Here is a 15,368-nt window from a genome sequence, read left to right on the forward strand (position 1 = left end):
CTCGTTATATTTGTAGCTGCAGCGTTGTTGACTGCGTACGTTCACCCTAATCACATAGAGCTTCTATGCTCATAGGGATGAACGTACTTGTCGCCTAGCTGCAACTCCAACTATTTAGAGGAACCCAAATGATAGAGCGTCTACTTCGGTAGGCGTTTTTTTATGTCTGAATGTTAGTTTACGAGCGACTCGATCTCTTGATGACTTCGCTATATACTCTCGCCTCATTTTTTACCCTATCTGTCATTAGTGCGCGGAGCCTTTATGGAATTTGAATTTACACGAAACACTTTAATGGGCGAGTACTATGTAAAGTGCAGCATGGGTCATGAAATTGTTGGCCGCTGGCTTCAAGAAGAGATCGGGAAAGATAAGCAGAAACTGGATCACGTGATGGCGTTGATTGAACAATCTCGACAGGATCTGAGTAATGAAGTGACGCTGCTTGGCAAAGAGATCAGCCTTGCTATCAATGAAGATGACGTAACGATTCAAGAAAACGTGTTAGCGCATGAACAAGAGATGGAAGAGGGCAGTGAGTTCGACTTCTATAATTGTGAAAGCGAAGCAAGCTGCGGAATCGACGATTTCGAGTTGCTCATCGAACGTTGGATGGACTTTTTAGGCTATTAAGGTCTAACTTTCTACTCGCTAGTTAGCCCCTATTCTTGAGTCATTTAGAGCTTTGAAGGCTCCGTTGCCCAAAACTGGAGCAACAATAGCGCCACGCATTAAGATAGTGAAAAGGCCGCACCACATTGGTGCGGCCTTTTTCATTCTTACCATCCTAAAATCTTCATGTTATTTAAAATCAATCACTTAACATTTTGGCACGCTACTTGGATTGTAATAAGAGAATTAACGGATTAAGTGAAGAGTTTAAGGAACGAATATGAAATTGATAAATGCCATTGTTAAACCATTCAAATTAGACGATGTACGCGAAGCGCTCTCTGATGTGGGTATTGAAGGTATGACTGTTTCTGAAGTGAAAGGCTTTGGTCGTCAGAAGGGACACACTGAATTGTATCGAGGTGCGGAGTACCAAGTGGACTTCCTACCAAAAGTGAAGCTAGAGATTGCAACTCAAGCTGAAAATGTAGATCGAGTTGTTGAAGCTATTAGCCAAGCAGCACACACCGGAAAAATCGGCGATGGGAAAATTTTCGTGTATGACCTAAGCCAAGCCGTACGTATTCGTACTGGTGAGATGGATGCTGAAGCACTTTAAAGAATTACAAGGACTGGAGACTTTAATATGGAACTTACAACAACAGTAACGGAACTACGTTACGCACTAGACACTTTTTTCTTCCTCATTTCAGGTGCGTTGGTTATGTGGATGGCTGCAGGCTTCGCGATGTTAGAAGCTGGCCTCGTTCGTTCAAAGAACACCACTGAAATTTTAACTAAGAACATCTGTTTGTACGCGATTGCTTGTACGACTTTCTTAGTGGTTGGTTACAACATTATGTACGTAGATAACGGTGAAGGTGGTTGGTTGCCTTCATTTGGCACTCTAATTGGTACTCAAGGTGAAGGCGCAGACCACTCACTAGAGTCTGACTTCTTCTTCCAAGTTGTGTTCGTTGCAACGGCAATGTCGGTAGTCTCAGGTGCGGTTGCTGAGCGTATGAAGCTTTGGTCATTCCTGATCTTCTCTGTGGTTCTAACTGCATTTATTTACCCAATGGAAGGCTACTGGACTTGGGGCGGAGGTTTCCTATCAGAAGCTGGCTTCAGTGACTTCGCAGGTTCAGGTATAGTGCATATGGCTGGTGCTTCAGCAGCGTTAGCAGGTGTGCTTCTACTGGGTGCTCGTAAAGGTAAATATGGTAAGAACGGTGAAATCTACCCGATTCCTGGTTCAAACATGCCACTGGCAACGCTAGGTACATTTATCCTTTGGTTCGGTTGGTTCGGTTTCAACGGTGGTTCTCAACTTATGGTTTCGGATTTTGAGAACGCAACAGCGGTTGGTCAAATCTTCCTTAATACCAACGCAGCAGCAGCAGCAGGTGCGATTGCAGCGCTACTAGTATGTAAAACAACTTGGGGCAAAGCGGATTTAACAATGATTCTGAACGGTGCGTTAGCTGGCCTAGTCGCAATCACTGCAGATCCTCTATCTCCATCACCACTATTTTCGGTAGCGATTGGTTCGGTATCTGGTGCCTTGGTTGTATTCAGTATCATTGCTTTAGACAAAGTTAAGATTGATGATCCAGTAGGTGCTATCTCGGTACACGGTGTGTGTGGTTTCTTCGGTCTAATGGCTGTGCCACTAAGCAATGCTGATGCAACGTTTGGTGCTCAACTACTGGGTGCAGCAGTAATCTTTGCATGGGTCTTCGGTGCTAGCCTAGCGGTATGGGCAGTGCTTAAAGCAACAATCGGTATCCGAGTAACTGAAGACGAAGAACTTGAAGGTATGGACATGCACGATTGTGGTGTTGGCGCTTATCCAGAGTTTGTGTCTGTAAAATAGAACATTATGTATTAATCCATAATTTACAAATATTTACACATTACCCACTTGAAACCTGCTCTCATGAGCAGGTTTTTTTGTGCTCTATCATTGAAATTAATATTTTAATAAATATAATAACGCAACTGATATAGATTATCATTTCGATATAAAGGACTTTACCAATGAAAAAATTGCTAACTCTTTCAGCTCTAGCATGTAGCGCAATCGCACCAACGGCTGCAATCGCTGCTGAAGAAGTCAACGTATACTCTTACCGTCAACCTTTCCTTGTTGAACCTATGTTTGATGAGTTCACAAAAGAGACTGGTATCGAGGTGAATGTTAAGTTTGCTAAGAAAGGTTTAGCAGAAAAGCTAGCTCAAGAGGGCGAATACAGCCCAGCAGATGTGGTATTAACTGTTGATATCAGCCGCCTATCTGAGCTAACTGAAAAAGGTTTAGTTCAAGCTGTAGAAAGTGATGTTCTAGAAAAGAATATCCCTGCTCAGTACCAAGACACAGCTAACGAGTGGTTCGCTCTAACAACTCGTACACGTAGCGTTTACTCTTCTCGTGACCGTGTTGGTCGTCTAGGTGAAGATTTCACTTACGCTGATCTAGCTAAGCCAGAATTCAAAGGTAAAATCTGTACACGTAGCGGTAAGCACCCATACAACGTTTCTCTAGTATCTTCGATGATTGCTCACAAAGGTGAAGCTGAAACGAAAGAATGGCTAGAAGGCGTAAAAGCAAACCTAGCACGTAAGCCTCAAGGTAATGACCGTGCACAAGTTAAAGCGATCAAAGAAGGTCTATGTGACGTTTCTCTTGGTAATAGCTACTACCTAGGTAAGATGGTTAACGATAAAGAGCAAAAAGCTTGGGCTGACGCTGTTTACCTTAACTTCCCTAACCAAGAGACAACAGGTACTCACGTAAATATCTCTGGAATGGCAATGGCTAAATTCTCTCCAAATAAAGAGAACGCAGTTAAGCTAATGGAGTTCCTATCTGGTGACGTGGCGCAAGGCATGTACGCAGAAGTGAACTACGAATACCCAGTTAAAGCTGATGTGAAACCATCAGAGCTTGTTGCTTCTTGGGGTGAATTCAAAGCTGATACAATTTCTCTAGACCAAATTGCTGACCACCACGCAGCAGCAATCAAGCTACTAGACGAAGTTAAGTTCGATCTATAATTTTTTACTGTAGGCTTCGGCCCAAGTAAAATGACAGCCTCAAGTCGCCATTTCGGTAACTTGGGGCTGTTTTGTTTTGGAAAATCACTTTTTGATACAAAGCTCCCCGTTAATCCCCAGAGTTATGAGCATCTCACCTTGAAGTCATTACAGTATATGGGTATAAATAAACCCCCATTAAAAGGATATGAGATGTATTTGCAAATGCATTTGTGTTTCATTAAGCCTCGTTGTAGTTAGGCGATGAAAGAAAAGAATTATTTATGGAACACCAGCAGCTGCATCATTGCTGTATTGCTGGTTTTACCGATTTTAGCGATCTTTACGACTGCTGTTGGAGAAACTGATGAGCTATTTTCTCATCTTATGTCCACAGTAATGCCCACCTATACTTATAATACGGTGGTTTTAGTCATAGGAACCTTATTCCTGTCTTTGGCTTTTGGTATTCCGTCAGCTTGGATTATGGCAATGTGCCGTGTTCCAGGAGAGCGGGTTTTGCAGTGGGCGCTAGTTCTGCCATTAGCAATGCCAGGTTATATTGTCGGGTATATCTTTACCGATTGGTTTGATTTTGCTGGTCCGGTTCAAATACTGCTACGAGAGTTAACAGGGTGGGGGCCCGGAGAGTACTGGTTCCCAGACATTAGAACCTTGTCCGGTGCTATTATTGTCCTGTCACTTGTTCTCTACCCCTATGTTTATCTGCTATGCCGCGCAGCGTTTATGGAGCAAAATGTCTCCTTATTACAATCCGCACGGTTGCTTAAGTGTTCACCTTGGGAAAGCTTTCGTCGTATTTCATTACCGCTTGTTCGCCCATCAATGGCGGTCGGTCTATCGCTGGTTGCAATGGAAACCATTGGCGACTTTGGTACCGTGAGTTACTTTGCAGTCAATACCTTAACGACTGCGGTTTACGACACTTGGTTAGGTTACTCAAGCTTAACGGCTGCTGCGAAAATATCGGCGATTATGCTGGTTATCGTGATCTTACTGCTGAGTTCAGAGCGATACAGTCGTCGCAAACAGAAATTATTCCAGAATCAATTCAGTAGCCGTGAAGATTTTCGTTACGACCTTTCCGGTTGGAAGAAGTGGTTAGCATTGTTTTGGTGCTGGGGGTTAGTGTGTGTCGCATTCTTGTTCCCTCTTGGCCAGTTAATGATTTATGCCTACAAATATTTTGCTCAAAGTTGGACCCCTGAATTCAGAGAATATGCCGTTAACAGTCTTTATGTTTCGGTAGTCGCTGCAATTATTGGTGTCGTTATTGCTTTGATTGTGAACTTCAATCAACGTGTTAGCCCAAGTAAGAAAAATCAGGCTTATATGCGTATCGCTTCAATGGGCTATGCCGTTCCAGGCACCGTGTTAGCCATTGGTGTGATGGTCCCTGTGTTGTTTATGGATCACTTGGTCAATGACATTGCAAAAGTGATGGAATGGACAGGGCCAGGTTTGATCTTCTCTGGTTCTATGTTTGCACTTATCTTTGCCATGGTCGTGCGTTTTTCAGCGGTTGCAATTGGCAGCATTGAAAGCAGTTTGAGTAAAGTTTCTCCTTCATTGGATATGGCATCTAAAACAATGGGCTGCAATACCAACCAGATGTTACGTCGTGTTCATTTACCTTTGATTAAACGAGGCGCATTGATCGCCGGATTATTGGTGTTTATCGAATCAATGAAAGAGTTAAATGCGGCATTACTGCTACGCCCTTTCAATTTCGAAACATTGGCGACTTATGTTTATAACTATGCCTCAGATGAGCACCTAGAGTTGGCGGCAATGCCTGCTGTATTATTGGTGTTGGTGGGTTTAATTCCTCTGATTATCGTAAACCGTTCCTTGGAGCAGAAACACTAATGAGTTGTGCATTATCAATTAAAGATCTGACTTGTAAGTACGAGTCCCAAACTATTTTGGAATCTCTTTCTTTAGAAGTTGAGCATGGTGAAATTGTTTGTCTGCTTGGTGCCAGTGGTTGTGGTAAGACAACACTTCTTAAAGCGATTGCCGGCTTGCTTCCATTGAGTAGTGGTGTCATGAGCTTGAACTGTCAAACCATCGACGATGGAGACAACTGGTTACCACCTGAGCAGAGAAACATCGGAATGATCTTTCAAGATTACGCCCTGTTTCCGCACTTGACGGTAAATCAGAATATCTGCTTTGGCCTCAAAGGGCTCTCTGAGCAGCAAAAGAAAGAGAAAGTGCAAGAGATGTTGGAGCTGGTTCACTTAGATGAGTTCGGTGACCGATACCCACATCAACTTTCTGGTGGTCAACAGCAGCGCGTAGCGATTGCTCGTTCTTTAGCGTACAAGCCAGACTTACTCCTATTGGATGAACCTTTCTCGAATATTGATACTCAAGTTCGCCATGAGCTGATCTCTCAGATTCGTAAAATATTTAAAAAACAGGGTGTTACGGCGATTTTTGTAACGCACAGCCGTGAAGAGGCGTTCGCTTTTTCAGATAAGATGGCGGTAATGAACCATGGTGTGATTGAGCAATATGGTTCAGCATCTGAGTTGTACTTCCACCCATCGAGCAAGTTTGTTGCTGATTTCTTAGGTGGTGGTAGCTATTTGAATGCAAAGCGTATTTCAGATAATGAATTTGAAACGAGCTTAGGTCTGATAGAAGCGAAAGCACAAACTCAGATCGAAGTGGGAGCGGAATGTGCGTTGTTACTAAGACCACAGCATATAGTGGCGAGTCATGATATCGACAGTAACCTGTCCGTACTGGAGCAACAATTTATGGGCGACCACTGTCGTTATGTGATTGAAGCGAATGGACAGAAATTGCTAGCAACGTCTTCAGAGGCTCTAAGCGTTGGTATGCCAGTAACAGTAAAAGTAGATACTAAAGGTGTGTTGGCGTTTTAATGATACGCAGCTAATACCGTTCTGCCGCATAATAAAATTCAGTCATAAAAAAGCCCAGTACTTTGATACAGAGTACTGGGCAAGAGTTCTTCACCTATAGGCTTTAACAAGGCAGTGGTTTGTTAAGTCCCATTAAAAACTGCTGCACTCTATAAGTCTATAGAGAGAGGAAGTCTTTCACTTTTTGAAGAACACGTTCTGCAGTGTCTTTATCTTCCATTTCTGCGAAGATTCGCAGCAATGGTTCTGTTCCGGAGAAGCGGGCAATTACCCAGCCACCATTCTTGAAGTACACTTTGGCACCATCTTCATAGCTGACTTTTTCAATTTCGTATTCAAATTCAGGCAGTTGTTTCTCTACGTAGATTTTGGTGTAGAGCGCTTCTTTCTCTGAAGGCTTAAACTGGCAATCTCCTTCTGCCGTATAGGCATAGCCATACTTAGAGTAGATTTCATCAAGCAGTTCAGACAGTTTTTTACCTGTCACGCTGATCATCTCAACCAGTAAACTTGAAGCAAATACGCCATCTTTACCTTTGATGTGGCCACGTATGGTTAAACCACCCGAACTTTCACCACCAATCAGTGAGTCATCTGCTTCCATTTGAGAGCTGATATGCTTAAAGCCTACAGGAACCTCAAAGCTCTTCTCGCCATGATCCGCCGCTACTTTGTCGAGTAGATGCGTGGTGGCGATGTTACGAACGACTGAGCCCTTCCAGCCTTTGTATTCTAGTAAGTAGTAGTAAAGTAGGAGTAGCACTTCGTTAGGGTGAATGAAGTGACCTTTCTCATCAATGATACCTAAACGGTCGGCATCACCATCAGTACCAATACCAATGTCATAGCCTTCTGCTGCAACTAAGTGCTTCAAGCGATAGAGCGTTGCGGCATTTGGTGATGGCATCAAGCCACCAAAATCTGGGTTTTTGCCATCGTTGATGACGTCGACATCACAGCGACCGTTGATCAGCACTGTCTGTAGAGCATTTTTCGCTACGCCAAACATTGGGTCAATCAGCACGCGTAGATTGGCTTTTTTGATCGACTCGATATCGATGAAGTTGATGATCGAATCAACAAAGTCGTTCATCGGGTTGATGATCTCGATTTCTTTGTCGTTTAACGCCTGTTCGAAATCGACTCGTATAACATCTTCGTTGGTCAGTGTTGCGATTTGCTGTTCGATCTTCTCTGTGATGATCTCGTCAGCATCGCGGCCGCCTTCAATGAAGATCTTGATGCCATTGTAGTCTGCTGGGTTGTGAGAAGCGGTAATACACGCCGAGTAGGTGCACCCCATCTCTTTTGCTTGGAACATCACGATAGGTGTTGGAACGAACTTATCAATGAAGCTTACTTTGATGTTGTTCGCTGCAAGCACTTCTGCAAACCAGCATGCCGCTTTATCTGAAAGGAAACGTCTGTCGTACCCAATAACGAATCCATTCTTCGCTGCATTTTCATTATTGATGATGTTAGCGAGCGCTTGCGCTACAAGGCGAACATTGTCTCTAGTGAACTCTTCACCAATGAAAGCGCGCCAGCCACCTGTACCAAATTTAATCATTAGAAAATCCTTTTAGTCTCATTGCCTCAAGTCGATAAAGACTTGAGGCAAGAGCTGTTCGTTAAATTAAGTGACTAGCCTAGAACAACGACAACATCGTTCACGCTGCCTTCTGCTTGTACTGGGATTGCACCTTCAACTGACTCACCGTTGATAGTGATAGAGGTAACCCCTTTGCTGACTGCATTCGGGTTTTTCACTGTGATGTTGTAGGTCGCACCACGCCATTGACGAGTAACCTCGAATTCCGGCCAATCAGTCGGGATACAAGGATCGACTGTTAATCCTTCAAAGCCTGTGCGGACACCAAGAATAAAGTTGGTTACCGCGAAGTAAGCCCAACCCGACGTACCTGTTAACCAAGGGTGGTTTGCACGGCCGTGGTCTTGGTGGTCTTTACCCATGATGAACTGCACGTACGAGTATGGTTCTGCGTAGCGTGTTTCAATCATGTCATTTTGGTTGTACGGGTTGAGTGCGTCGTAGAATTTCATCGCACGGTCACCACGACCTAGCTTCGCTTCTGCTACCCAAGCCCATGGGTTCGGGTGAGAGAAGATTGCGCCATTCTCTTTTACGCCTTGATAAACGCGAGTCACAAAGCCGATATCGTCGTTTGGTGTTGCGAATGAAGGAGAATTTAGGTGCAAGCCGTATTCAGAGAATAGGTTCTCATCAACAGCGTCCATCGCTTTCTCGCCACGCTCTTGAGAAACTGCGCCAGATAGAACCGCTAGCGTGTTTGACTCAAGGTGCACACGACCTTCAGCTTGTTGAGCGGTACCGATCTTGTCGCCATTTTTTGTTAGACCACGGATGTACCAGCCACCTTCGTCATCCCATAAGTGTGTTTCACAGGCTTCACGTACGTTTGCAGCCATTTCTGTATATTTAGCAACGTCAGCATCGTTATTGCGGAACTTTGCAAGATCTAGGAATTCTTGTAGAGCCCAGAAGTGCAGGAATGAAACCATTGAAGATTCACCGCCACCTAGGTTCAAACAGTCATTCCAGTCAGCACGTAGACCCTTACAGATACCTGTTTGCCCCACGTATTCTGCAGAAAAGTTCAGTGCCGCTTTCATGTGTTCGTAAACGGTCGCTTCGCCACCGTCTGCGTATGGAATTACTTCATCAAAGAAGTCGTGTTCACCGGTTTCCATTACATATTTGATGATGGTCGGAACGATCCATAAGTGATCATCAGAACAGGTGTCTTCAATGCCGTGGATCTTATCGTCGTCTGAAGGCGTTGGAACAACTGTTGGCGATTTTGAAGGCTCAACGTCTGCTTTCTCTGGATCAAACCAGTCTGGATCGAATAAGTGTAGACCGTAGCCGGCTTTCACTTGGCCACGAAGCAGGTCGATAATACGTTTCTTAGTCATTTGTGGATTGGCATGAGGTACTGAGATAGCATCTTGCGCAGTATCACGGTAACCAAGGCCAGTACGGCCGCCAACTTCAATGAATGATGCAAAGCGAGACCACACAACGCAGGTTTCCGCTTGGTATAGCGTCCATGTGTTGATCATGGTGTCTAAGCCTTCGTTTGGAGACTTAACTTGGAATTTGTTGCAACGCTCGTCCCAGTGATCTTTGATGCCTTGGAAAGCGGCATCAACGTTTGCTGTGTTTTGGTACTTCTCACGTAGGCGCTCACCGTTGCCTTTGCCGATACCGAGTACGTAAGCAAAGCGAACTTCTTCACCCGGTTGAATGGTAAATTGCTTATGCAGAGAACCACAGTGGTTGTAACAGGTTTGAGCGCTGTTCGAACACTTACCGTTTTCAACCGCAATCGGGTTCGCTTCATCGCGGTACATGCCAAGGAAGTTGTCACGTTGTCCGTCGTAGCTGTCTGGCGAGAAGGTTGATGCTAGGTAGTAGAAGCCTTCAAAGTCGTTAGTGTTGTAGTACAGGTCGTATTCCAGAACACCTTCTTGGTAAGACGTACCCGCAGAGTACAAAGACATCTGATGGTTCTGATTGTCCGATTGGATGTGGCTGAACGAGAACTCAACAAATGAGAAAGTACTGATGGTTCTTGGCTTGTCAGTGTTGTTCTTTAGTACAACGTCCCAAACTTCTGCATCTTCACCTTTAGGTATGAATAGCGTCTTCGTTGCGGTAATGCCGCTGTATTCACATTTGAATTTTGAGTATGACAGGCCGTGACGAATTTCGTAGTTCGCTTCATCTAGGCTCTTTGCCACTGGCTGCCAAGAGATAGACCAGTAATCACCAGTATCATCATCACGCAGGTAAACATAGTGTCCTGGACGGTCGAAGGTACCGTTTGGACGGAATTTAGTAACACGGTTGTATTCCGGAGAATTGTAGAAAGAGTAGCCGCCTGCATTGTGCGAAATCACGGTACAAAACTTTTCAGTACCTAGGTAGTTGGTCCAAGGTGCTGGTACATCAGGGCGAGTGATGACGTATTCGCGATTGTCGTTATCGAAATAGCCGTATTTCATTGTCATTTCCTTTTTAACAAACTGCATCTATGCAGCTAATTTTTTAAATAGTGATGCTGAGTCTTATCTAACTGAGCACCTTAATTTGAGTCAGCAACCGCTCGATGTGAGCGTCGCTTTGGTTTTGTTTTATTGAGCTTTCCAAGGGTTGCGATAGTCAACATTGAGTCTGTCGAGTAACGGCAAGTGCCCTTTAAGGCGAGATAGGTAATCTAGCCAGTTTCGGTTGTTTTTATGTGTCCAACATCCTTCAGCTAAAGCGCTAATTCTTGGAAATACCATGTAATCCATACGCTTTTGATTGGTGACGATCTCACACCATAGAGCACACTGAATTCCGCGGATCCGCTTACGAATTGGGTCGGTGTCGGATATCTCAGCAAGTGCTTCGTAGGTATAAGCTTGTTCTAATGGGATGACAGCAGCCCAATCTACGCCCGGCTCCTCCGGTGCATAATCTTGGGTCATGTCGAGATAGGTAAACTGTGCCGGTTGCAACACCACATCAAAGCCTTGGCGAGCGCAATTCACTGCAGCTTCTTCACTGAGCCACGAGTAGATGATGGTCTCTTTACTGACTTTGTCACCGTGTTGTGCTTCTTCCCAGCCCACCATGCGCTTGCCTAACTGCTTAAGCTTGTTCTCGGCATAGCGGAATAGATGGCCTTGTAGATCTTTGCTGTCTTGATATTGATGTTCTTTCATCAGAGCTTGAGCAGCAGGGCTGTTGCTCCACACGCCCGGTGGTACTTCATCTGCGCCCATGTGAATCAATTCGCTAGGGAAAAGCTCTGCTACTTCTTCAATAACGGCATCTAGGAATTGGTAAGTACCTGGTAAACCTGGATTTAGCACGTTGTCGTTGTAGTGCTGAATACTCTTATATTGTGTGGTGTCTGCTTGCTCTACTAGCATGTCAGGCAGTGACTTGATAGCGGCGCGGCAGTGTCCTGGGATATCGATTTCAGGAATAACCGTGATACTACGTTGCTCTGCGTATTCAATGACTTCACGAATCTGTTGCTGCGTGTAGAAACCGCCATAGTTATCCGCAAGGTGTGTGTATTGCGGTTCTAATGCATGGTCAGGGCCGCGCCAAGCGCCGATTTCAGTCAGCTGAGGCAGGCTCTTAATCTCAATTCTCCAACCTTCATCGTCAGTTAGGTGCCAATGAAATACGTTGAACTTGTAGTGCGCCAGTTGATTGATTAAACGCTTCACTTGCTCTACTGAGTGGAAGTGACGCGCGCAGTCCAACATCATGCCTCGGTACTTAAAGCGAGGGTGATCGGCGATTTTGCAGCATGGAATAGAAAAATTTTCGGCATCCAGTTGTTGAATCAATTGAATCAGACTTGCCACGGCGTGTGTAAACCCAGACTGGCTACCTGATTCAACCATTATTTGTTGTTCAGTAATGCGGAGTTTGTATTCTGCTTCGTCTAATGTTGGATTGCTGCGAAATAGAATGTCGCCGCTTTCGTCTTTTGAAAATTCAGTTGGAAGCTCATTCGAAATCGACAGTTCAAAGGTAGAAAGTAATTCTTGCTGCAACCAAGAGACGGCTTTATCTGCAAGGTGAGATTGAACCTCAATCTTGCATCCACAGCTTAGCGCGAAACTACCTTGCTTGAGTTCGATCTGATTTGGTTGAGGAATCAATGCTATCTCAGAAGCGTTAACTTCAGGTATTTGATTGCGTTCACGGTATGGCGAAGCCAGTACTATGGGTGATATCGCGACAGGCAGTACCGATGTTTCTCCATCATGATGTGACTGGATAAAGGCATCGTTAAGGCCATCAGAATAGAAGCGGAATGGGGCGCTTTGAATACTGAATTCAAGGTAGTAATGGTTGTTGGCCTTTAATACTGAAGAACTTGGTTTGAACGAGCAATAGCTTCCAACTTGAGTCAGTTCACCTTGCGATAAACTCTCAGGAAGGATGAATCGGTCAAATGCAAAATGCAGAGACCAGTCTTTTACGTCGAGGTCACTCAAGTTATGTACCGTAAGGCCAAATCGGCAGTTATTTTTTTGTTCAGAAAGAACAGCTAAGTCGATGCGATAATTCATATAACTTCCCTGCTAAGCCTGTTGATACAAGTTGTGTTGTGGTTTTCCGGCAAACATCAATGCGCCTTCAATAGCGTCGAATTGAGGTTTAACGATCCATTGTTGTACAGGTGGTGATAGCCAGTTGAGAATACGTTCAGCGATACTTCCCATTAAGCACACCTTATCAGCGCCTTTTCGATGCAGCGCTAATACAAACATTTCGATATCGGCTGCAGTCTGCTTAAGCATCTCTATAGCCAGTTCATCGCCTTCATTTGCCAGTTGAAAAATGACGGGTGAGAATTGACCATAATCCTTTGGAATCGCGCCTTTTGACCATGTCACGATCGCATCAACATCATTATTGAAATGGTTCATAACGTGTTGAGTCAGCGAAGTTTTGTTACGAATGCCATCTTCAGCGAGTAGAACTTGCTGAATTAAACGAAGGCCCATCACTGCGCCGCCGCCTTGGTCAGAAATTGGAAATTCACGACCGCCAACCACGTGTTGTTCGCCGTTGTTTAGGTAGATACCACATGAACCTGTACCACCAATCATGATCGCGCCGTCTTGGCCATTATGTGCACCAATGCAAGCACCATAGGCATCTGTATTGAGTGTCATACTTGCGAAAGGGTGTGCTTGTGCCATGAAGTCGAGCCATGCTGACTTCTGTTCAGCACCAGCGAGCGCCAAACCAATATGCATATTAGAAAAATCGTTAGAGTCGAGTTGCCCTTGTTGTGCGGCTTTGGTAATTGCATCAATTATAGAGTTCATCGCAACATCAACGCCCAATAGGATGTTGGCACTGCCACTCTTTGCTTCACCAATGAGTTTGCCTTGGTCATCTCTGATTCGAGCTCGACAAGACGTGCCTCCACCATCAATACCTACGTAGTAAAGCGTCATGATTATTGCTCCTTACTTTGCGCGAGGAAGTTGAACTGCGCAGCCGTTGCTAGCAAATACCACGCCCCATGAGGGATCCATTGTTCACCCCAGCGCCAGTTTTGAAGCATGTCGTCTTTCTGTGCTGGTGGGTTGAATGCGATGTCTTGTTCGTCTTCGAACCCTGCCGTGATGCCATTGCAGATCCCGCCCTTGGCATTGAAGAAACCAAGCTGTGATAGGTAGTCTGGGTTGTTATGACCGTGGCCATCAAGCATGCACATGTGGTAAGGATTCAATCCTAAAATCCAATCAAGGCTGTTTTGTGAAAGTTGGATTAAGCGCTTTTGAAGATCGGCATTTTGAATGTGTGCTTGAACGAAGTACGCCATGGTCGCAATTGAGCCAAGACGTGCGTTTTCGCCTTGCCACCAGTAGCCTGTCTCGTTCTTCTGAGCAACGAAGAAAGCATCGCGTTTATCACCATCGACAGATTTTACGTATTGTCTTGGGTAGCCAAATGGGTTGATGACTTTGTCGGTAATGTTGATTTCGAACTGACAAGCTTGCTCAACAACCACACGTGCTTGTTCTTTCAACTCAGTGTCAGTTTCATTATCGATGTACTCGCACAGAGCAATTACAGGAAGGCCAGCTTCAGCTGCATGGAAATAGGGGCGAGAGCCATCAGCATTAGCTGACCAAAAGTGCTCAAATGAATCATCAGATTGCTGACGTGCGATCAAGCGACTAGCCCAAGTTCTTGCTTCTAATAGGTATTGCTCGTCCTCTGTTACTCGGTACAGTTCATTGGCAGCGAGTAGGGCACAATATTCATCGATGATGTTTTCTTCGCCATCGTTTAGGTACTGCAGGTTATGTTCTTTTAGGTGCCAATAACCGCTAACGGCAGTTTCAAGATAAGTTTGGCTCGAGTAACTGCCCGAGGTTTCAAGTTCAGATGCAGCAGCTAATGCGGCGATAGCAACACCTGCACCTTGTCGGTAGCCCGCTTGCAAGTCCGTTGATTTGTTACCTTCTTGAGTGGCGTATGCGCAGATGTCACGTTGATTGATGTCTTTACTCCACTTGTCGAATACCGTCATGTAAAAGTATCCGTCAGCGTCTTGCATACGCACTAAGAAATCGGCACCGAATAGGGCTTCTTCCACTAAACGAGTCATAGAGAATTTAGGAAAGTCTGAGTTATTGCTAGTCAAGCGCACGCTTTTGAGCATGTTCCAAACGACCATTGGAATTTGTTGTGGGTTAAGGTAGTTACCATAAGATAGGTGGCTAAAATACTTACTTACATCACCTGATGCGTCATACCATCCACCGTGGACATCGACGTATCTGTCAGTGCCCATAATTTGTGCTTGTCGATCTTTTTTGTCGAAAATACCGCCACAGCGTTGTGACTTAAAGTAATGAAGTACATCAGAAAACGTGTGGTTCATTAATAGGTTGCTACCAATCTCAAATACTTCAGAGCGTAGGTTGTCAAAACGTAGGTAGTAGCGACCTGATTCAGTGAATGAACTGAAATCGATAGTGAAGAATTGCCCTTGATGCCAATTTGCTACGCGGCCTTGTTTAACCACATCAAAACTTCCGACAGTGATATGGTTGTCGGCACACACCAAAAGTGCAGTCGTACTTGATAAGCGAGCTTTCTTCGTTTGCAGAATAGCCTGCTTTGGAGCCGTGGATTCGTAGCCAATATGGTTGGTCAATAACAGCATCAATATTCTCCGACAGTCCTAGTTTCTATTGGCTAGGTACTTGAATGTTTTGGAT

11 protein-coding genes are annotated in these 15,368 nt (G+C 44.8%); 6 read left to right on the forward strand and 5 right to left on the reverse strand.

Features of this window, described 5'->3' with window-relative positions:
• Positions 1–264: 264 nt before the first annotated feature.
• The 6 genes from K08M4_RS02925 to K08M4_RS02950 all read left to right on the forward strand — a co-directional run bounded on the left by K08M4_RS02925 (position 265) and on the right by K08M4_RS02950 (position 6,566).
• Positions 265–633, forward strand: a complete 369-nt coding sequence (locus K08M4_RS02925) for a YacL family protein (RefSeq protein ID WP_086048795.1) — start codon at positions 265–267, stop codon at positions 631–633.
• Positions 634–892: 259 nt separating this feature from the next.
• Positions 893–1,231 (forward strand): P-II family nitrogen regulator, encoded by a 339-nt coding sequence (glnK, locus tag K08M4_RS02930; protein WP_004738200.1) that lies wholly within the window; start codon positions 893–895, stop codon positions 1,229–1,231.
• Positions 1,232–1,258: 27 nt separating this feature from the next.
• Positions 1,259–2,488, forward strand: coding sequence for an ammonium transporter (locus K08M4_RS02935; RefSeq protein ID WP_086048796.1), 1,230 nt, complete (start codon positions 1,259–1,261; stop codon positions 2,486–2,488).
• A gap of 164 nt (positions 2,489–2,652) precedes the next feature.
• Positions 2,653–3,669, forward strand: coding sequence for a Fe(3+) ABC transporter substrate-binding protein (locus K08M4_RS02940; protein ID WP_012604721.1), 1,017 nt, complete (start codon positions 2,653–2,655; stop codon positions 3,667–3,669).
• A 243-nt stretch (positions 3,670–3,912) separates the two neighbouring features.
• Complete coding sequence (locus K08M4_RS02945) at positions 3,913–5,538, forward strand: ABC transporter permease (RefSeq protein ID WP_086048797.1); 1,626 nt, start codon at positions 3,913–3,915, stop codon at positions 5,536–5,538.
• Positions 5,538–6,566: an ABC transporter ATP-binding protein gene (locus tag K08M4_RS02950; protein WP_086048798.1), complete on the forward strand. Its 1,029-nt coding sequence runs from the start codon at positions 5,538–5,540 to the stop codon at positions 6,564–6,566. Before K08M4_RS02945 ends, K08M4_RS02950 begins: the two co-directional genes overlap by 1 nt.
• A gap of 157 nt (positions 6,567–6,723) precedes the next feature.
• On the opposite strand, the gene K08M4_RS02955 is transcribed toward K08M4_RS02950, so the two are convergent.
• The 5 genes from K08M4_RS02955 to K08M4_RS02975 all read right to left on the reverse strand — a co-directional run bounded on the left by K08M4_RS02955 (position 6,724) and on the right by K08M4_RS02975 (position 15,313).
• Positions 6,724–8,136 carry a phosphoglucomutase/phosphomannomutase family protein gene (locus K08M4_RS02955; RefSeq protein WP_086048799.1) on the reverse strand — a complete coding sequence of 471 codons (1,413 nt, stop codon included), beginning with the start codon at positions 8,134–8,136 and terminating at the stop codon, positions 6,724–6,726.
• A 74-nt stretch (positions 8,137–8,210) separates the two neighbouring features.
• Positions 8,211–10,616: a glycoside hydrolase family 94 protein gene (locus K08M4_RS02960; protein ID WP_086048800.1), complete on the reverse strand. Its 2,406-nt coding sequence runs from the start codon at positions 10,614–10,616 to the stop codon at positions 8,211–8,213.
• Positions 10,617–10,745: 129 nt separating this feature from the next.
• Positions 10,746–12,692, reverse strand: a complete 1,947-nt coding sequence (locus K08M4_RS02965; RefSeq protein WP_086048801.1) for a beta-N-acetylhexosaminidase — start codon at positions 12,690–12,692, stop codon at positions 10,746–10,748.
• Between the two features lie 12 nt (positions 12,693–12,704).
• Positions 12,705–13,589: a glucosamine kinase nucleotide-binding domain-containing protein gene (locus K08M4_RS02970; RefSeq protein ID WP_086048802.1), complete on the reverse strand. Its 885-nt coding sequence runs from the start codon at positions 13,587–13,589 to the stop codon at positions 12,705–12,707.
• A 2-nt stretch (positions 13,590–13,591) separates the two neighbouring features.
• Positions 13,592–15,313: a glycoside hydrolase family 9 protein gene (locus K08M4_RS02975; protein WP_086048803.1), complete on the reverse strand. Its 1,722-nt coding sequence runs from the start codon at positions 15,311–15,313 to the stop codon at positions 13,592–13,594.
• Between the last annotated feature and the right edge of the window lie 55 nt (positions 15,314–15,368).

Source organism: Vibrio syngnathi, assembly GCF_002119525.1.
GTDB classification, from domain to species: domain Bacteria; phylum Pseudomonadota; class Gammaproteobacteria; order Enterobacterales; family Vibrionaceae; genus Vibrio; species Vibrio syngnathi.